Origin of the sequence: Paenarthrobacter sp. NPDC089675, from assembly GCF_044749185.1 — a bacterium.
Classification (GTDB): Bacteria; Actinomycetota; Actinomycetes; order Actinomycetales; family Micrococcaceae; genus Arthrobacter.
In genome coordinates, this window is sequence record NZ_JBIVHM010000008.1 from 43,610 (window position 1) to 59,797 (window position 16,188).

The window sequence follows — 16,188 nt, forward strand, 5'->3', positions numbered from 1 at the left end:
TCACAAGGGATTGTTAGGTTGCTGCGCCGCTTCAGGGTTCGAAGTGCGAAACGGAACCGGCGCCGGCAACTGCCTTGATCATTGATTCCGCGACGTCCCTAAGCTTCTGGTTGCGGCCGTTGGAGGCCTTCTTGAGGATCTGGAATGCCTCCTCCTGGCCGCAGCGGTTCTGGCCCATGATGATCCCACAGGCGAGATCGATAGCGGTCCGCGAGGCCATGGCCTCCCGGAGATCGTCCGCATGCTGCTGCTTGGTACCGATCCGGACCGCCAGGCGGAGTGCCCGTTCGGCCTGGCTGGCATACAGCTCGCAATTACGGATGGTGGCGTCGTCGAAAACGCCGGCCCGGGGAGCGAAAAAGTTGAGGGCGGCCGTTGCACCTTCGTCCAGCTCCAAAGGAACGCAGAGTGCGGAGAGGTGTCCCCGCCCGGCTATGACGGCACAGTAATCGGACCACCGTTTCTCCGTGGAGGTGTCCTTGACCAGCACGGTCTTATGAGTCCGCATGGCGTGAAGGCAGGGCCCATCCCCGTAGGCCTGCTGTACTTCGTCAATGAGCCTGGCCTCGTGGCTGCTTCCGGCCACGGTCAAGGATTTACGCCGACGGCTCAGCGTAATTCCGCACAGCACTTTCAGTCCTGCGGCGGCGGAAACAGATTCAGCCGAGAAAACGGCGAGGTCGCCAAGGAACCCGCCAACGTCTTCGCTGTCTATGACAAGGTCCTGGAGTTGTTCGGCGACCGGGATGTCGTCGGCCGACGGTAGCGCTTCAGGCACGGCCGTCCCAGCGTGAATTTCGTCCATGACTCCTATTATGGACGCCGGAAACGGGTAATTCAGCAGTGCCGGAATCCTTGCATCCGAGGTGCTCCTATGTGCACAATCTAGCTACAGTCCGCTCAGCCGGACCAGGCTTCACAGCTCATGCAGACGGGCGTCCCGCAATATATTGCAAAGGTGCATATCGATGCCCGCCCAACCTGCTTCGAGAGTTCCTGACGAAGCACACCAGCCGCCGGACGAGCCACTTTGGTGCTCGCACTGCAACACTGACCAGCACCTTGTTGTGGACTCGATCCAGTCGCACTACCCGCCCATGCCCAACATGGTGGACGTTAGCTATGAGTGCCTTGCCTGCAAATATTCCTACGAACAGTTGGCCAGCGTCCAGAAAGTGGCCGTGATCCTCAACCGCCCTGGCACCCAGCAGGGCGTCCTGCAGTTCGGCGGGCAGTACCTGCACTGCGGTAACCCCATGAAGACCCGGAGTTGCGAACTTCGGCGCATCCAGGCTCCGTTGGCGCTGGGCGTGGGAAAGGCCGAACAACTCTATGAGGTTTACATCAACACGCGCATCCTCGGATGCACCTGCGGCTTCCGGATGGAAATCCCGGACTGAATCCGCACTGACAGGAAGAGATGACATGCACGCAGACAAGCGAAGGAAAGAGTCACTGGCGACCAATTCCGAGCCGAGGGCAGGCAGCAAGCACAAGCTTCCCGATCCGCCGGACCCTGACAACCTGCCCATCGACTACCCGGGATCAGGCTGGGATTCGAGCAAGTACCCCACCCCCGCGCCCAGGACGCTCCGTCCGCAGCACCGCGGCCATGGCCGGGGCACCAAGCCATGAGCAGCGCCTCGCCCGATCCGGTGCCGTCCCGCACTCCGGGCCCGGAAGGCCAACCCGATCGCACGCGGGAGCCTGCGCCGACACCGGAGCCCGTGCCGCTTCCCGAGCCTGGCCCGCCGCCGGTGCCTGAGCCGACGCCGACCTCCGAGCCGACGCCGGAAAGGGAACAGCCTCCCACCCCATAGACCGGATCCTGGCAAATCCCCCAGTCTGGATCCGAACGAGGGCATGCCGCACTACAGGGAGTGCGGCATGCCCTTTTGCTGTGTCACGGGCCTGTTTCACAACCCTCACAGATCGATCTGTGTTTATGTTGTTTTCTATTGACTAACCAACACAAACACAGATAGAGTCAAGCAATTCCACATTTCGTGTGACAGCAGTCACCGGCTGGAGTGTTAGGAAATCGACTCAACGCAATGGAGGGTAAGTGTTCGCTGAAGAGCGCCAACAGCTGATCTCCGCCCTCGTCAGCGAGCGCGGCAGGGTCAGCGTCACAGAGTTGGCCGACCGTTTCAGCATCACCACCGAGACCATCCGCCGCGACCTCGCGGCGCTGGAAGTCTCCGGAAACCTACGGCGGGTCCACGGCGGCGCAGTCCCCTCCGACCGGCTGAGCACCCGCGAAGAAAGCATCCTCGAGCGCGCCATCCAGCGCCAGGCCGAAAAACTCCGCATCGCCGCGGCTGCCCTCTCCATGATTCCCGAGCCCAGCACCGGCAGCATCCTCCTGGACGCCGGCTCCACCACCGAAACCCTCGCGGACCTGCTGGCACAACGATCGCCGGCTTCCAACGGGTCAACGGACGAACTCGTGGTCATCACCCACGCGATTCCCATCGCCGGGAAGCTCTCAGCCGCACCGGGGATAGCACTCCAGATCCTCGGTGGCCGTGTCCGCGGACTCACGCAGGCCGCCGTCGGACAGTCCACCGTGGATGCCGCGTTCAAGCTCCGGCCGGACATCGCGTTCGTCGGAGCCAACGGAATCCACTCCACGTTCGGGCTGAGCACGCCCGATCCCGAGGAAGCCGCCGTCAAGGCTGCTTTCGTCAAGTCGGCCCGACGCGTTGTGGCGCTGGCCGATTCTTCCAAGCTGGACGCCGAAACCCTGGTCCAGTTCGCCACTTTGAAGGATGTGGACACCCTGATCACAGACAATGCACCTTCAGCCGAGCTCGCAGCCGCATTGGCCGAGGCCGGCGTCGACGTGGTGATCGCATGATCGTCACCCTGACCGCCAATCCCAGCCTCGACCGCACGGTGGAGCTGCCCGGGCCCTTGGCCCGCGGCGAAGTCCAGCGTGCAACCCACGTCCACCAGGAGTCCGGGGGAAAGGGCGTCAACGTATCGCGGGCGCTCGTCGCCTCCGGCCTCGAGACATTGGCCGTCCTACCGGGCGCAGATTCGGATCCCGTCCTCGCCGGACTGCACGACGGCGGTGTGCCGTTCGCGGCGCTGCCCATCGGCCAGGCGCTGCGCAGCAACGTTACGCTCACCGAGCCGGACGGCGTCACCACCAAAATCAACGAACCCGGCCCGGAGCTGAGCGAAGAACAGCAGGAGGCCCTGATCGGGCTGCTGCTGGAACGCTCCCGTGGCGCCAGCTGGGTGGTCCTCGCCGGCTCGCTCCCACCAGGAGTTCCTGCCGGTTTCTACGCCACAATCGCCCGCCGCCTCCGGTCCAGCGCGGACGGCACTCCCGCTCCCGGCATCGCCATCGACTCCTCCGGCGCGCCGCTCGCAGCGGCACTGGAAGGTGATGCCTCGGGCAAACCGGACCTTCTCAAGCCCAACGCGGAAGAGCTCGCAGAGCTTGCCGCCGCCGCGGGCTTCGCAAATGTCTCCACGGCTGACGAACTGGAAGCAGACCCGGCCAAGGCCGCCCAAGCTGCTGCCGCCGTCGTCAAAAGCGGTGTTGGCGCAGTTCTCGCGACACTCGGATCCAAAGGCGCAGTCCTGGTGACGGCAGACGGAGCGTGGCTTGCCACGCATCCGCCCATCAAAGCCGTCAGCACTGTCGGTGCCGGAGATTCGTCCTTGGCCGGCTACCTGCTGGCTGCAACCCAAGGCGGGTCCGCCCCGGACTGCCTTCGTCAAGCCGTGGCACATGGTGCCGCTGCTGCTTCGCTGCCGGGCTCCACTGTCCCGGCAGTCCACCAGACAACCCCAGATGCCGTAACCATCACGGCCCTTCAGAAGGACTAACAGTGACCCAGCTGATCACAACCCAATTGGTCACCCTCGACCAGAACCTGGGCGACTCCCCCGCCGACGTCATTCGCGTCCTGGCCGGCAAGGTTGCCGCCGCCGGCCGTGCTTCCGAGGTGGAGGGTCTCTTCACCGACGCCTTCGCCCGCGAGCAGAAGACCGCCACGGGTGTTCCCGGCGGCATCGCCATCCCGCATTGCCGTTCAGCAGCGGTCACCGAACCTGCCCTGGCCATGGCCCGCCTGTCACACAAGGTGGACTTTGGCGCCAAGGACGGCCCTGCGGACTTGATCTTCTTCATCGCAGCCCCTGACGGAGCCGACCAGGAGCACCTCAAACTGCTCTCCAAGCTGGCCCGCTCGCTCATCAAGAAGGACTTCACCGCAGCCCTGCGCGCGGCTTCCTCCGAGCAGGAGATCGTGGAACTGGTGGACGGCGCCCTCGCCGACAAGCCTGCCGCCCACGCTGCTGCCGCCCCCGCCGCTTCCGCCGCACCTGCTGAAAGCACGACGGCGGCTGCCGCACCCAAGCGGCTGGTCGCCGTGACCGCCTGCCCCACCGGCATCGCGCACACCTACATGGCTGCGGACTCGTTGGTTGCCGCCGCCAAGGAAATGGGCGTGGACCTGCAGGTCGAGACCCAGGGTTCCTCCGGCGCCAAGCCACTGGACCCGGCCGTGATCGCTGCGGCCGACGCCGTGATTTTTGCCGTCGACGTCGACGTCCGCGGCAAGGAGCGCTTCGCCGGAAAGCCGGTCATCAACGCCCCGGTCAAGCGCGGCATCGACGAACCCGCCAAGATGGTCCAGGAAGCACTGGCCGCCGCGGACGACCCGCACGCGCACCGCGTCGCACACTTTGGAGCGGAGGAGCAGGCCGAGCGCGAAGCCGAGGAAAAGGGCGAGCACATCGGCCAGAAGCTGAAGCGCGCCCTCCTCACCGGCGTCTCCTACATGATTCCGTTCGTTGCCGGTGGCGGTCTGTTGATTGCGCTGGGGTTCCTCATGGGCGGCTACCTGATCACGGGCTTCGCAGACAAGATCGTGGTTGAGAACAGCATCTTCAACCTGCCCACCCAGTTCCCGGACAACGCTTGGGGGCCGCTCGGCGCCTACCTCGGCGCAGTGCTGTTCAAGATCGGCGCGCTGTCCCTCGGATTCCTGGTCCCGGCCCTGGCGGGTTATATCGCCTATGCCATCGCCGACCGGCCGGGTATCGCTCCCGGCTTCGTCGCCGGTGCAGTGTCCGGCTTCATGGGGGCGGGCTTCCTGGGCGGCATCGTGGGTGGCCTCCTGGCCGGCTACATCGCCTACCAATTGGGCAAGCTCAACGTGGCACGTTGGCTCCGTGGCCTGATGCCCGTCGTCATCATCCCCCTCCTGGCCTCACTGGTTGCCTCCGGCCTGATGTTCCTGATCCTCGGTGCCCCGATCGTGGCGCTGACCAAGGCCCTCAACGACGGCCTGTCCGGCCTGACCGGCGCGGGTGCCATCATCCTCGGTGTCATCCTGGGCCTCATGATGTGCTTCGACCTGGGCGGTCCGGTCAACAAGGTTGCCTACTCCTTCGCGGTCGCCGGCCTCGGAACGGCCTCCGTCACCAACCAGGCTCCCTGGCAGATCATGGCTGCTGTCATGGCAGCGGGCATGGTTCCGCCGCTGGCCATGGCCCTGGCAACCGTTCTGGACAAGAAGCTCTTCTCACTCGCTGAGCGCGAGAACGGCAAGGCTGCCTGGCTCCTGGGTGCATCCTTCATCTCCGAAGGTGCCATCCCGTTCGCCGCTGCCGATCCGCTGCGCGTCATCCCTGCCAGCATGGTGGGCGGTGCTGTCACCGGCGCACTGTCCATGGCCTTCGCAGTTACCTCCAAGGCACCGCACGGCGGCCTGTTCGTCTTCTTCGCAATCGACAACTTCCTGCTCTTCTTCCTGTCGATCGCGGTAGGCGTGGTCATCACCGCCCTCCTGGTCATTGCCCTCAAGCGCTGGGCAGTCCGCAAGCCTGCCGAGGTTTCCCCCGAAGCCGTTCCCGCAACCGTCTAGACTTCCCACAACCTCACAAAGGAGCATCAATGCCTGAACGTACAGCCACCATCGCCAGCCGCGTCGGCCTCCACGCCCGCCCGGCAGCCATCTTCGCCGAGGCAGCAGGAGACCTGGACCTCGAGGTCACCATCGCCCGTGAAGGCGAGCCGGCCGACGACGCCATGGACGCCGCCAGCATCCTGTCCCTCATGAGCCTCGGTGCATCCCACGGAGACGTGGTGGTGCTGCGCGCCGAAGGTGAAGGCGCGGACGCCGCCCTGGACAGCCTCGTGAAGATCCTCGAAACGGACCACGACGCCTGATCGCACTTACCAGCGACACGTAAAGAGCCTGGCGGCACCCGGAAATGGGTGTCGCCAGGCTCTTTCTTTTGGTGTGAGACCGCGTCAGCTCTGCTTCCCGATCAGGAACTCGGCAATGGACGGCTCTGTTGGCTTGACCTCCGTCAGCTCCCCGGAGAGGTACGCCTCCACGATCCGTGGATCCACGTAGGAAGTCCGGGCGACTGCAGGAGTGTTGCCCAGCATCTCAGCCGCTTCCTTCATGGCTTTCACCAACGCTTGCGGCCGGGTCATGGTGCCCTCGGTTTTCATCAGGCACAGTGCGGCGGCTGCGGTGCCTTTCCAGGTGCGGAAATCCTTGGACGTGTAAGCCTCTCCGGCAATGCTCCGGAGGTATTCGTTGATCATTGATCCATCCAGGGGAACCCACGAGCCGTTGTCCTTATACGCCAGCAGCCTTTCCTTCCCGGGCCGGCGGGCCAGCGGTTCCAGGAACGCCGCCAGGGCCGGGTCATGGATGGACGTGTCCCACCATTGGCCGCTCTTGCCGGGGAACTTCAAACCGACGGCGTCTTCTTTGACGCGTGCATGCCTGCACCTGAGGGTGGTCAGTCCGTAGGACCCGTTTTGGCGCATGTAGCTTTCGGAGCCCACGCGCAGGGCACCGAGGTCCATGAGCCGGACGGCTGCTGCGAGTGTTTGCTGCCTCGGGGAAGAACTGTCCTTGAGGTGCAGGGTGACGGCACGCCGGATGGAAGGAAAAACCAAGCCGAGCTCGGCGGCCCGCTGGAACTTCTCAGTGTCTTTACGTTCGCGCCAGCGGGGGTGGTAGATGTACTGGCTCCGCCCTGCTGCATCTACGCCCGTGGCTTGGATATGGGCATTTTCGTAGGGGCTGATCCAGACATCCGTCCATGCAGGCGGGATCGCCAGCGCGTTGATGCGCTGGCGATCCTCACTGTTCAGGAGTGTTCCATCCGGATGCCTGTAACTGAAGCCCTTGCCGGAACGGCGCCGTGTGATGCCGGGCTTGGAAAGGTCGCTCCTCCGAAGCCTGACCATGTTTCTCCCCGCCTGTCCGGTTCCGGGATGCCTGCTAGGCTTCGTCAGGATCCGTGACAGACGCCCCAGCGCCCATGATTTCTGCGTTGATCATCCATACCAGCTGCTCAAGGCGGGCGATGAACTCATGCAGCAGGTCCGCCGTCGTCGGATCTTCCTCATCCACCTCGTCGTGGACATCCCGCATGGTCTGGACGGCACGTTCCACGCGGTCGGTGACCAGTTTTACGGCGTTCTTAGTGTTGACGAGGCCACCGGGGAACTCTTCGAGGCGCGTGTTCTTGGCAATGGTGGCGCTCCGGCCATCCGGCAGCGCGTGCAGGGCCCGCATGCGCTCGGCCGTGTCATCTGCGAACTGCCGGGTTGCCAGGACCAGCTCATCCAACTGGAGGTGGAGGTCCCTGAAGTTGGGTCCCACAATGTTCCAGTGTGCCTGCTTCCCTTGAAGCTGGAGCTCGATCAGGTCTGTCAGGACGATCTGAAGGTTGTCTGCGAGTTGCTGTGACGCTTTCATGTGTTCCTCTCTTGGACGCCGTCTGGACGTTCACCTAATCAACAAAGTAACTACTTCAACAACTCTTTCATAAGGATGCTTAGTAGTACAATGAGGAGTGTCGCTGTTCACAACTGGCGAACTTTCGCTTGCGGAGACCAGTAAGTGGCTGCGATACGGGCACCTCGGAAAGATTCGAGGTACCGGCATAACTCAATTGAAGTAAGCAGGAATGCATAGTCAGGAATCCGGATTGTTTGGATTCATCGGAAAGGAATGTGCTGACCATGAACACGCTTTTGATCATTGCTGGTGTAGTTGCGATTGTCCTTCTTTTGGTGGGCGGATTCTCGTCCGCCCTCAACTGGCTGCTTTGGGTGGGTATCGTCCTCCTGGTAGTAGCGGCCATCGGCTGGCTTCTCAGCTTCATGTCAGGCCGCAGGGGCCATACGGTATAGGACCCGCAACGCGACCCCGGCCGGATTTTGAAGCCGGCGCACATTGAATATCCGCGGAACGTGAGGGCTGTCCCCGCAGCACAGCTGCAAGGTGGGGACAGTCCTCCGGCGCACTATACCGTTGGAGGTGCCTGGATGGCAGAGGCGCAGCCGGCCGCGAGGACCGGCAGGAATGAATCCACCGAAGAAAAAATGGACCGCAATTGGATGGAGTTGATCCAGGAACTGCGGGTCCTCCAAACAGGTGTGCAGATCCTGGGCGGTTTTCTGCTGACATTGCCGTTCCAAGCACGTTTTTCCCAATTGGACGATTGGCAGACCGGCCTGTATTTGTTCAATGTCCTGGTGGCAGCCCTCACCACCATTCTTATTGTGATACCGGTAAGCATCCACCGGAGGCTTTTCCGGCGCGGGCTCAAAGTCACGCTCGTTTCCAGCGCGGACACCATTACCAAGCTGGCACTTGCCGGCGTGACCATCCTGATCGTTGGATCGGCGGCCCTTGTGTTCGATGTAACGGTGGGCCACACCGCAGGCCTGGTCACAGGGGCTTTTATCATCCTCGTAGTGCTCGTCTTTGTTGTGGGCATGCCGTTCTGGATCCACCACAGGGCCGTCCGAAACAACGGAATCCTGAAGGAGGACTGATCAGTGACCGAACAAACCAAGCATCAAGCCGCCCATTCAGAAACAAGCCCTGCGCGCCGCTGGGTCAAAGACCACGGGCTGCTGCTGGCCAATGCCGGTCTTTTCATCGCGTTCTTTTGCGGAATGATCGTCTCCGGTGCCGCCAACTACAGCGATGAGCAACAAACCCACGGCGGGCAAGCCGTAGGAATCGTTGAATACCTCTCCACCGGGGCTTTCGTGGAAGCGACCTTCGAGAACTGGGAGTCCGAATTCCTCCAGATGGCCATGTACGTGGTCCTGACGGTCTTCCTCTTCCAACGGGGCTCCTCGGAATCGAAGCCCGTGGACAAGGACGCACCCCAGGACGAGGACCCGCGGGAAGCAAAGAGGACAGCCAAGACCCCTTGGCCGGTCCGTCGCGGCGGCTGGGTGTTGAAACTCTACGAGCACTCGCTCTCGATCCTCTTTGCCATCCTCTTCCTGGCGTCCTTCGCGCTGCACGCAATCGGCGGCACATCGGCGTACAACGAGGAACAAGTCAGCCACGGACTGGAACCCGTGTCCACTTGGGGCTACATCGCGTCCAGCCAGTTCTGGTTCGAGTCCTTCCAGAACTGGCAAAGCGAATTCCTGGCGGTGGCAGTGCTCGTGGGAGCCTCCGTATACCTCCGCGAGCGCGGTTCCCCCGAGTCCAAGCCGGTGGCCGAACCGCACTACGAGACAGGCGCCTGACCCGAGCTGCAAACAACTGCAAACAAGCACAGCAGAAAGGAACCCCACCATGCCGGAAAAGAAGAATCCGAGTTTGAAGGACCCCGAACTCTACGAGGAACTCCGTGAAGACGGCGCTTCGAAGGAAAAGGCCGCCAGGATCTCCAATGCCGCTGCCAAACAAGGGCGCAAGGAAGTTGGCCGCAAGGGCGGAAAGTCCGGCGATTACGACGATTGGACAGTCGAAAAGTTGAAGTCCCGGGCCAAGGAACTGGGCATCACGGGCTACTCAGGCAAGAAGAAGTCCGAACTGATTTCAATGCTCCGTAACCACTGACCTGAGCAGCCAGACAACGCAATCCGCGTGAGGACATCCGCTGCGGCCGGGCGGGCGAGTCAATCAGTGAGCCGCGGCACAGGCCGCAATCTTTTGAGCCAGGCCTCGGTCTGGGCAATGTGAGCGCCCATGGCGGTGGCGGCCAGGGTGGGGTTCTTCTGCGCGATGGCTTCCACAATCGCAGCGTGGCCGGCAGTGCTGCCTTCCCGCACAGCGGTGCCCTCATCGCCGTCGAAAATATGGAAGTGGCCACCCCGCGAACGGAAGAGGCGCACCAAGCCCGCCAACGTTGAGTTACCGCTTGCCCGGCAGATTTCCTCATGGAACTGCGAGTCCAATTCAGAGTATTCAGCAGGGTCTTGCGTATTTTCCATGCTCGACACCAAAGAGGTGAGGGATTCCAGGGCGGCAGGAGACGCGTTCGCAGCCGCCGAAGACGCGGCATGCGACTCCATCAGCCGCCGGATTTCGAACAGCTCCAGCAAGCCGTCCAGAGGGAGCAAATCCACCAGCAGAGCGAAATTCTGGAGGATGACCGTCGGCTCCAAGGACGATATGTAGGTCCCTGAGCCGTGCCTCGACTCCATAATGCCCAGTGCCGACATGGCTCGAACGGCCTCCCTCAGGGAGCTCCGTGACACTCCGAGCTGCGCACACAGTTCCGCTTCCGGAGGGCATTTCTGCCCGGGTGCCAGCTCGCCCGATGCGATCTTGTTTCGCAGGCCCTGCATGGCCGTTTCGACTGCACCCATTTGCCGCGCCTCCTCCAGACTTGGTACACGCTACAGCACTTCGGCCGCGAAGCGCCTTTGGTGCAGGTGATCAGACTTCAAAGTCAAAGAGATCCTATGTCTTTTGCAAAATGCTGGCTCGGCGGGCTGTAAGGGCACAATTACCGCCAAGTTGTCTTATGACTTTCCGCAGTCGTCTGTTGTCTTGGTCATTCATGTGAGGTAACTTACAGGCAGTCCTGCCTCTTCGATCAAGAAGGCCCTTGTGCACCCAGCCAGTAACCTCACGGCTCCAAGTCCGATGACAACGCCCGACGGCGCCCCTTCCCTCTCCGACTGGACCCTCACCCCCTCCAAGGTCCACCTGAACCATGGTTCCTACGGTTCGGTTCCCCGGGCGGCCCAGGAATTCCAACTGGAACTCAAGGCCCGCATGGACTCGAACCCGTGCACATGGTTCATGGGACAGTACAAAGCAGTAGCAGCTGCCCGGGCTGAAGTTGCCGCCTTCCTGGGAGTCGAGGCGCAACACATGGCACTGGTGTTGAACGCCAGTGCCGGAGTCAGCGCCGTCTATAACTCACTTGACCTGGGTCGTGGCGCAGAAATTGTGATGACGAACCATGCCTATGGGGCCGTGCTGCACGGCGCCTACCGCATCGCACGGAAGTACGATGGCCGGGTCCGTATTGCCCAAATACCCCTTGAAGCGGACGCAGAGACTGCAACTGCCCTCGTGATGGCGGAAGTAAACGACCAGACGGCACTGATCGTGCTCGACCAGATCACATCGGCTACGGCACGGGCCTTTCCGGTGGAGGCCGTTGCCCGGGCGGCAGAGGCCCACGGCGTACCCCTGCTCGTGGACGGCGCCCACGCACCCGGCGTCCTGGAAAATCCCGTGCCCGAATTCGACGGTTTCTGGGTAGGCAACCTCCACAAATTCGCCTGCGCCCCCAGGGGTACGGCGGCACTCGTCGCTCGCGGGGACCGCGCTGCTTGCCTGACTCCACTCATCGATTCATGGGGTTTCCCCTACAGCTTCCCGGAGAGCTTTGACCACGTCGGCACCCAGGATGTGACGTCATGGATGGCCGCAGGCACCTCGTTCCGCAGCATCGAACAACGGTACGGCTGGTCCACATTCCGCAGCTATGCCAAGGCCCTGTGCGACTACGGCGAAGCGATCATCGGCGATGCCTTTGCAGACCTCACCGGGCAGAACCACAAGGTGGATGCAGGCATGCCTGTGGGACCGCTCCGGCTGATCCGCCTGCCCGCGGGCCTTGCCACCACGCATGAGGATTCCCACGACGTGCGGGCGTTTATCTCTGAGCGGCTGGACATCGAGACCGCGGTGACCACCTTCAACGGTGAAGGATTCCTTCGACTATCTGCACACCTCTACAACTCACCCAGTGACTACGAATTCTTCGCGGAGCGGGCAGTGCCGGAACTCGTTCGGCTTGCCGGATCCCTTTAGACATCAACATCCGCGCCGATGAAGGCGCAAACCACCTTAACCGAACAACGGAGGGCTCCACGTGAAATCCAGGATAATGGCATCTGCGGCAGCAGGCCTGGCGGCAGTTCTGGCCTTGGCAGGCTGCGGCGGCGGCGGGCAGAGCGCCGCCGACGGCAAGGTCACTTTGAAAATGGTGGAGAGCCTCACCAACCCCACCAGGACAGAAACCCTGAAGAAGCTCCTTGCCGGTTTTGAGCAAGCAAACCCGAACATCAAAGTCGATCTCATCTCTCCCCCCACCGACCAGGCGGACCAGAAAATCCAGCAGATGCTCCAGTCCGGCAAGGGCGTGGATGTGGTGGAGGCACGCGACATCACGGTGGGTTCCTTCGGCGCCAACAACTGGCTCTACGACATGACCAAGGACCTCGAGGGTTGGGACGGTTGGAACAACCTCACGGAAAACGCGGTCACGTATTCCAAGCAAAACGGCAAGACCTACTACATCCCCTACGGTTTCTACGGCCTCTCCCTCTTCTACCGCTCCGATCTGGTCAAGCAGGCCGGATTCGACGGTCCTCCGGGCAGCTGGGAGGAGATGGCGAAGCAGGCTGAAGCGCTCAACAAGCCGTCCGAAAACAAGTTCGGCTACGCGTTCCGCGGAGGCACAAACGCAAACTCCAACGCCGTCGCCATCATCGAGGCCTACGTTGCTGATGAGGTCGACAGGGAGAACGCCTTCAAGCTGACCAGCGGCAAGACGATCTTCTCCTCACCCAAAGCCCAGCAGGCAATGGATCTCTACATCGACCTCTTCAAGAAGGGCTCCCCGCCGTCATCCGTTGCATGGGGTTACCCGGAGATGGTGCAGGGCTTCAGCAACGGTTCAACGGCCTTCCTGCTGCAGGACCCTGAGGTCATCGCGACCGTCAAGGAGTCCCAGGCGATCAAGCAGGACCAGTGGAACGTGGCGCCATTGCTGGTGGGACCGGGCGGCAAGGCGATCCAGCCCGTTGCCTCGGCAGGCTGGGGCATTGCCCAGTCCTCGAATGCCAAGCCGGAGGCAATCAAACTCGTCAAATATTTGGCGCAGGGCGACGCCGCCACAACGTTCAGCAAGGACAACAGCCTTGTCCCGACGCTGAAGTCCGCGGCCCAGGACACCTTCTACAGCACCGGCCCTTGGGCTGCCTACGTGAAGATGACTGAGAACCCGGACACGTACGTTTCCGCCATCCAGCCGCGCAGCGTTTCCTGGTGGACTGAATGGATCAAGAAGTCCGACGGCGAACTCCAGCGGGTGCTCACGGGACAGATGAGCACCAAGGACCTGCTGGCCAGCTGGGACAGCTACTGGACAGGAAAGATGAAGGGCTAAGCAGTCCGATGAGTCTCGACGTCAAGCGCTCCACATCGCCGCCTTCGAGGCCCAAGGAAGGTCAGCGGGAACAGCGTACCGGCAGCACAAAAAGGCGGTTCAACGGCCGGACCGCCCTGGCCCTGCTGGCCTTCCTGGCTCCGGCCGCGGTGTTCGTTGGGGTCTTCACGTACTACCCCATGATCGCCGGCAGCCAGATGGCGTTCCGGAACTGGAACCTGAATGACCTTTCCGATACTTCCTGGATTGGCTTCGGAAACTTCCAGAGCCTGTTCGACGCCCCCGAGTTCGGAACGATCGTCCGCAATACCGTGGTGTGGGTCGTCGGCTCGTTGGTCCCGCAAGTGGTCATCGGGTTTGCCGTGGCTTTGTTCCTGAAGCGGCGGTTCCGGATGCGCGGGGCTTACCAGGCCATGATCTTCTTCCCTTGGGCCGTGTCCGGTTTCCTCATCGGCATGCTGTTCCGGTGGATGTTCAACGCGGAGTTTGGCGTAGTCAATGACCTGCTGATGAAGGCTGGGCTCATCAGCTCGCCCATTCCGTGGCTGTCCGATCCCGGCTTCGCCATGACCGCGATCATCATCGCCAACATCTGGTACGGCGTGACGTTCTTCGCCATCATGATCCTTGCCGCCCTGCAGTCGGTGTCCGACGAGATGTACGAGGCCGCCGCCTTGGACGGCGCCGGCAAGATTCGGACGTTCTTCAGCATCACGCTGCCGAGCATCTCCACCACGCTGGCGTTGACCATCCTGCTGCGGGTGATTTGGATCTTCAACTTCCCGGACATCATCTTCGCCATGACGGGCGGCGGTCCGGCCGACCAAACCCACATCATCACCACGTACATGATCAAAATTACCCAGGAAGGTGACTACGGCAAGGCATCCGCCCTGGGGTTGATCGTCATGGTCACCCTCATGCTTTTCGCGGCCTTCTACCTCATGGCTGTCCGCTTTCGAAAGGGAGACCGATGATCAATACTCCAACGCTCGTGGGGCGGATTTCGAAGGTGGTCTTCCTGGGCCTGTGCCTGATCGTCACTGTCTTTCCGCTGTACTGGATCGTGGTGACGTCCCTCAAGGCGCCGGGCGCCATCTACTCGCTGCCCTTGGATTACTGGCCGAAGCAGCTGTCCCTGGACAACTACGTCGGGTTGTTCACCAAGTCCGATTTCGGCCAGTACATGCTCAACAGCCTGGTGGTGGCGCTGGTTGCCGCGTCGGTGGCGACGCTCATCTCGCTGCTCTCCGCCTATGTCCTGGCCCGGTTCCAGTTCTCCGGGCGGGGCGCCGTTTTGGGTGCTTTCCTCATCACCCAGATGATCCCGGGGTTCATCGCCCTGGGTCCGTTGTACCTGATGATGACGGACTTCGGGCTGGTGGATTCCAAGACCGGCTTGATCCTGATCTACATCGCCATCTGCATCCCGTTCTGTACCATCATGCTGCGCGGCTTCTTCGAGAACGTCCCCGACGCTTTGGAAGAGGCCGCCATGATTGATGGTTGTTCGCGGATGGGGGCGCTCTTCCGGGTCATCGTCCCGGTGATGTTGCCCGGTATCGCGGCGAGTTTTGTGTTCAATTTCGTGAACTGCTGGAACGAGCTTTTCCTGTCCGTGACGCTGATGAACAGCGACAGCAACAAGACCATCCCGACGGCGTTGGCCGGCTTCATCTCGAGCTTCAACATTGATTGGGGTTCCATGTCCGCTGCCGCAGTTTTGACGGTGGTTCCCACGCTGGTGATCTTTGCCTTTGCCAGCAAGTTCATTGTCCAGGGACTTACGGCAGGCTCAGTGAAGGGCTGAGACTGCGAACACGGAACCGTCGGGCGCCCCTCAGGCGCCCGACGGCGATTCACGCCTTTTTCTTTGCCCGCGCCTTTGGTTTGCTGGCGGTTTTGCTGGCGGCAGCGTCGTCGTCGGACGCTTTGTCCTTGCCGCGTTTCTTGTCGAGGCTTCGCTTGAGCGCTTCCATGAGGTCGATGACGTCGCCGCCCTCGCCTTCGCCTTCGACATTGCCGAACGTGGCCTCGGTATCCAGGGCCTCGCCCTTCTCCAGCTTGGCCTCGATCAGCGTCTTCAGCTGCACCTGGTAGTCGTCGGTGTACTCATCGGGGTCGAAGTCGTGGGCCATGGATTCGACCAGGGCGGAGGACATCTCCAGTTCTTTGTCCGAGATCTTGATGTCGGTCTCGAGGGAAGGGAACTTGGCCTCCCGGACTTCATCACCCCACAAGAGAGCCTGCAGCAGCAACACGTCACCGCGAACGCGCAGGGCTCCTAGGCGTGTTTTCTGGCGCAGTGCGTACTGGACGATCGCGATCCTGTCCGTGTCCTCCAGGGTTTGCCGCAGGAGCATATAGGCCTTGGGCGATTTGGAGTCCGGCTCCAGGAAGTAGCTGCGTTCGTACATGATGGGGTCCAGCTGCTCGGCGGGAATGAACTCCACCACCTCGATTTCGCGGCTGTTTTCTTCGGGGAGGGACTTCAATTCGGCTGAGGTGAGGACGACCGTGCGACCTTCTTCTTCGTAGGCCTTATCGATATCCTCGTACGCCACAACTTCACCGCAAATTTCGCATTTGCGCTGGTAACGGATGCGTCCACCATCCTTATTGTGGACTTGGTGGAGTCCAATATCGTGATCCTCCGTGGCACTGTAGAGCTTCACTGGTACGTTGACCAGACCGAACGCGATAGATCCCTTCCAGATGGCCCTCATGCACCCAGTCAACAGCACAAGACAA

19 protein-coding genes are annotated in these 16,188 nt (G+C 61.9%); 14 read left to right on the plus strand and 5 right to left on the minus strand.

Annotated features, from left to right (window positions below; all coding sequences use genetic code 11):
• Nucleotides 1-31: 31 nt before the first annotated feature.
• Nucleotides 32-805 (minus strand): GAF and ANTAR domain-containing protein, encoded by a 774-nt coding sequence (locus ACIPY2_RS16610; RefSeq protein ID WP_400267494.1) that lies wholly within the window; start codon nucleotides 803-805, stop codon nucleotides 32-34.
• A gap of 163 nt (nucleotides 806-968) precedes the next feature.
• Between ACIPY2_RS16610 and ACIPY2_RS16615 the strand changes: the two genes are divergently transcribed.
• The 6 genes from ACIPY2_RS16615 (at nucleotide 969) to ACIPY2_RS16640 (ending at nucleotide 6,193) form a co-directional block, all read left to right on the plus strand.
• The gene (locus ACIPY2_RS16615; protein ID WP_400267495.1) at nucleotides 969-1,400 is read left to right on the plus strand and encodes a hypothetical protein; all 432 of its coding nucleotides are present in this window, start codon (nucleotides 969-971) and stop codon (nucleotides 1,398-1,400) included.
• A 25-nt stretch (nucleotides 1,401-1,425) separates the two neighbouring features.
• Nucleotides 1,426-1,635 carry a hypothetical protein gene (locus ACIPY2_RS16620; protein ID WP_400267496.1) on the plus strand — a complete coding sequence of 70 codons (210 nt, stop codon included), beginning with the start codon at nucleotides 1,426-1,428 and terminating at the stop codon, nucleotides 1,633-1,635.
• A gap of 430 nt (nucleotides 1,636-2,065) precedes the next feature.
• Nucleotides 2,066-2,860: a DeoR/GlpR family DNA-binding transcription regulator gene (locus tag ACIPY2_RS16625; RefSeq protein ID WP_400267497.1), complete on the plus strand. Its 795-nt coding sequence runs from the start codon at nucleotides 2,066-2,068 to the stop codon at nucleotides 2,858-2,860.
• Complete coding sequence (locus ACIPY2_RS16630) at nucleotides 2,857-3,843, plus strand: 1-phosphofructokinase family hexose kinase (protein ID WP_400267498.1); 987 nt, start codon at nucleotides 2,857-2,859, stop codon at nucleotides 3,841-3,843. Before ACIPY2_RS16625 ends, ACIPY2_RS16630 begins: the two co-directional genes overlap by 4 nt.
• A gap of 2 nt (nucleotides 3,844-3,845) precedes the next feature.
• The gene (locus ACIPY2_RS16635; RefSeq protein WP_400267499.1) at nucleotides 3,846-5,888 is read left to right on the plus strand and encodes a fructose-specific PTS transporter subunit EIIC; all 2,043 of its coding nucleotides are present in this window, start codon (nucleotides 3,846-3,848) and stop codon (nucleotides 5,886-5,888) included.
• A 29-nt stretch (nucleotides 5,889-5,917) separates the two neighbouring features.
• Nucleotides 5,918-6,193, plus strand: a complete 276-nt coding sequence (locus ACIPY2_RS16640; protein WP_387436850.1) for an HPr family phosphocarrier protein — start codon at nucleotides 5,918-5,920, stop codon at nucleotides 6,191-6,193.
• A gap of 84 nt (nucleotides 6,194-6,277) precedes the next feature.
• Here ACIPY2_RS16640 and ACIPY2_RS16645 read toward each other — a convergent pair whose 3' ends face one another.
• Nucleotides 6,278-7,234 (minus strand): DNA topoisomerase IB, encoded by a 957-nt coding sequence (locus tag ACIPY2_RS16645; RefSeq protein ID WP_400267500.1) that lies wholly within the window; start codon nucleotides 7,232-7,234, stop codon nucleotides 6,278-6,280.
• 34 nt (nucleotides 7,235-7,268) lie between these two features.
• Nucleotides 7,269-7,748: a Dps family protein gene (locus tag ACIPY2_RS16650; protein WP_400267501.1), complete on the minus strand. Its 480-nt coding sequence runs from the start codon at nucleotides 7,746-7,748 to the stop codon at nucleotides 7,269-7,271.
• A gap of 266 nt (nucleotides 7,749-8,014) precedes the next feature.
• Between ACIPY2_RS16650 and ACIPY2_RS16655 the strand changes: the two genes are divergently transcribed.
• From ACIPY2_RS16655 to ACIPY2_RS16670, 4 genes are all read left to right on the plus strand, one after another.
• Nucleotides 8,015-8,185, plus strand: coding sequence for a hypothetical protein (locus ACIPY2_RS16655; RefSeq protein WP_347109261.1), 171 nt, complete (start codon nucleotides 8,015-8,017; stop codon nucleotides 8,183-8,185).
• Nucleotides 8,186-8,320: 135 nt separating this feature from the next.
• Nucleotides 8,321-8,833 (plus strand): DUF6328 family protein, encoded by a 513-nt coding sequence (locus tag ACIPY2_RS16660; protein ID WP_400267502.1) that lies wholly within the window; start codon nucleotides 8,321-8,323, stop codon nucleotides 8,831-8,833.
• Nucleotides 8,834-8,836: 3 nt separating this feature from the next.
• Nucleotides 8,837-9,547, plus strand: a complete 711-nt coding sequence (locus tag ACIPY2_RS16665; protein ID WP_400267503.1) for a DUF6766 family protein — start codon at nucleotides 8,837-8,839, stop codon at nucleotides 9,545-9,547.
• Between the two features lie 49 nt (nucleotides 9,548-9,596).
• A complete protein-coding gene (locus tag ACIPY2_RS16670; protein ID WP_400267504.1) occupies nucleotides 9,597-9,863 on the plus strand; it encodes a Rho termination factor N-terminal domain-containing protein in 267 nt (88 codons plus the stop codon).
• A gap of 59 nt (nucleotides 9,864-9,922) precedes the next feature.
• Here ACIPY2_RS16670 and ACIPY2_RS16675 read toward each other — a convergent pair whose 3' ends face one another.
• Nucleotides 9,923-10,615, minus strand: coding sequence for a FadR/GntR family transcriptional regulator (locus ACIPY2_RS16675; RefSeq protein WP_400267505.1), 693 nt, complete (start codon nucleotides 10,613-10,615; stop codon nucleotides 9,923-9,925).
• A gap of 280 nt (nucleotides 10,616-10,895) precedes the next feature.
• On the opposite strand from ACIPY2_RS16675, the gene ACIPY2_RS16680 reads away from it, so the two are divergent.
• The 4 genes from ACIPY2_RS16680 (at nucleotide 10,896) to ACIPY2_RS16695 (ending at nucleotide 15,247) form a co-directional block, all read left to right on the plus strand.
• Complete coding sequence (locus ACIPY2_RS16680) at nucleotides 10,896-12,077, plus strand: aminotransferase class V-fold PLP-dependent enzyme (protein ID WP_400267506.1); 1,182 nt, start codon at nucleotides 10,896-10,898, stop codon at nucleotides 12,075-12,077.
• A gap of 61 nt (nucleotides 12,078-12,138) precedes the next feature.
• Nucleotides 12,139-13,437: an ABC transporter substrate-binding protein gene (locus tag ACIPY2_RS16685; RefSeq protein WP_400267507.1), complete on the plus strand. Its 1,299-nt coding sequence runs from the start codon at nucleotides 12,139-12,141 to the stop codon at nucleotides 13,435-13,437.
• 8 nt (nucleotides 13,438-13,445) lie between these two features.
• Nucleotides 13,446-14,414: a carbohydrate ABC transporter permease gene (locus ACIPY2_RS16690; protein WP_400267508.1), complete on the plus strand. Its 969-nt coding sequence runs from the start codon at nucleotides 13,446-13,448 to the stop codon at nucleotides 14,412-14,414.
• Nucleotides 14,411-15,247: a carbohydrate ABC transporter permease gene (locus ACIPY2_RS16695; protein WP_400267509.1), complete on the plus strand. Its 837-nt coding sequence runs from the start codon at nucleotides 14,411-14,413 to the stop codon at nucleotides 15,245-15,247. Before ACIPY2_RS16690 ends, ACIPY2_RS16695 begins: the two co-directional genes overlap by 4 nt.
• 49 nt (nucleotides 15,248-15,296) lie before the next feature.
• On the opposite strand, the gene ACIPY2_RS16700 is transcribed toward ACIPY2_RS16695, so the two are convergent.
• On the minus strand, nucleotides 15,297-16,163 hold the full coding sequence (locus ACIPY2_RS16700; protein WP_400267510.1) for a Ku protein: 867 nt from the start codon (nucleotides 16,161-16,163) through the stop codon (nucleotides 15,297-15,299).
• Nucleotides 16,164-16,188 lie beyond the last annotated feature (25 nt).

Bases quoted from the DNA above. Each gene is read 5' to 3' on its own strand.
- ACIPY2_RS16610 (WP_400267494.1), bottom strand. From the start codon at position 805: ATGGACGAAATTCACGCTGGGACGGCCGTGCCTGAAGCGCTACCGTCG.
- ACIPY2_RS16615 (WP_400267495.1), top strand. From the start codon at position 969: ATGCCCGCCCAACCTGCTTCGAGAGTTCCTGACGAAGCACACCAGCCG.
- ACIPY2_RS16620 (WP_400267496.1), top strand. From the start codon at position 1,426: ATGCACGCAGACAAGCGAAGGAAAGAGTCACTGGCGACCAATTCCGAG.
- ACIPY2_RS16630 (WP_400267498.1), top strand. From the start codon at position 2,857: ATGATCGTCACCCTGACCGCCAATCCCAGCCTCGACCGCACGGTGGAG.
- ACIPY2_RS16640 (WP_387436850.1), top strand. From the start codon at position 5,918: ATGCCTGAACGTACAGCCACCATCGCCAGCCGCGTCGGCCTCCACGCC.
- ACIPY2_RS16645 (WP_400267500.1), bottom strand. From the start codon at position 7,234: ATGGTCAGGCTTCGGAGGAGCGACCTTTCCAAGCCCGGCATCACACGG.
- ACIPY2_RS16650 (WP_400267501.1), bottom strand. From the start codon at position 7,748: ATGAAAGCGTCACAGCAACTCGCAGACAACCTTCAGATCGTCCTGACA.
- ACIPY2_RS16655 (WP_347109261.1), top strand. From the start codon at position 8,015: ATGAACACGCTTTTGATCATTGCTGGTGTAGTTGCGATTGTCCTTCTT.
- ACIPY2_RS16660 (WP_400267502.1), top strand. From the start codon at position 8,321: ATGGCAGAGGCGCAGCCGGCCGCGAGGACCGGCAGGAATGAATCCACC.
- ACIPY2_RS16670 (WP_400267504.1), top strand. From the start codon at position 9,597: ATGCCGGAAAAGAAGAATCCGAGTTTGAAGGACCCCGAACTCTACGAG.
- ACIPY2_RS16675 (WP_400267505.1), bottom strand. From the start codon at position 10,615: ATGGGTGCAGTCGAAACGGCCATGCAGGGCCTGCGAAACAAGATCGCA.
- ACIPY2_RS16680 (WP_400267506.1), top strand. From the start codon at position 10,896: ATGACAACGCCCGACGGCGCCCCTTCCCTCTCCGACTGGACCCTCACC.
- ACIPY2_RS16690 (WP_400267508.1), top strand. From the start codon at position 13,446: ATGAGTCTCGACGTCAAGCGCTCCACATCGCCGCCTTCGAGGCCCAAG.
- ACIPY2_RS16695 (WP_400267509.1), top strand. From the start codon at position 14,411: ATGATCAATACTCCAACGCTCGTGGGGCGGATTTCGAAGGTGGTCTTC.
- ACIPY2_RS16700 (WP_400267510.1), bottom strand. From the start codon at position 16,163: ATGAGGGCCATCTGGAAGGGATCTATCGCGTTCGGTCTGGTCAACGTA.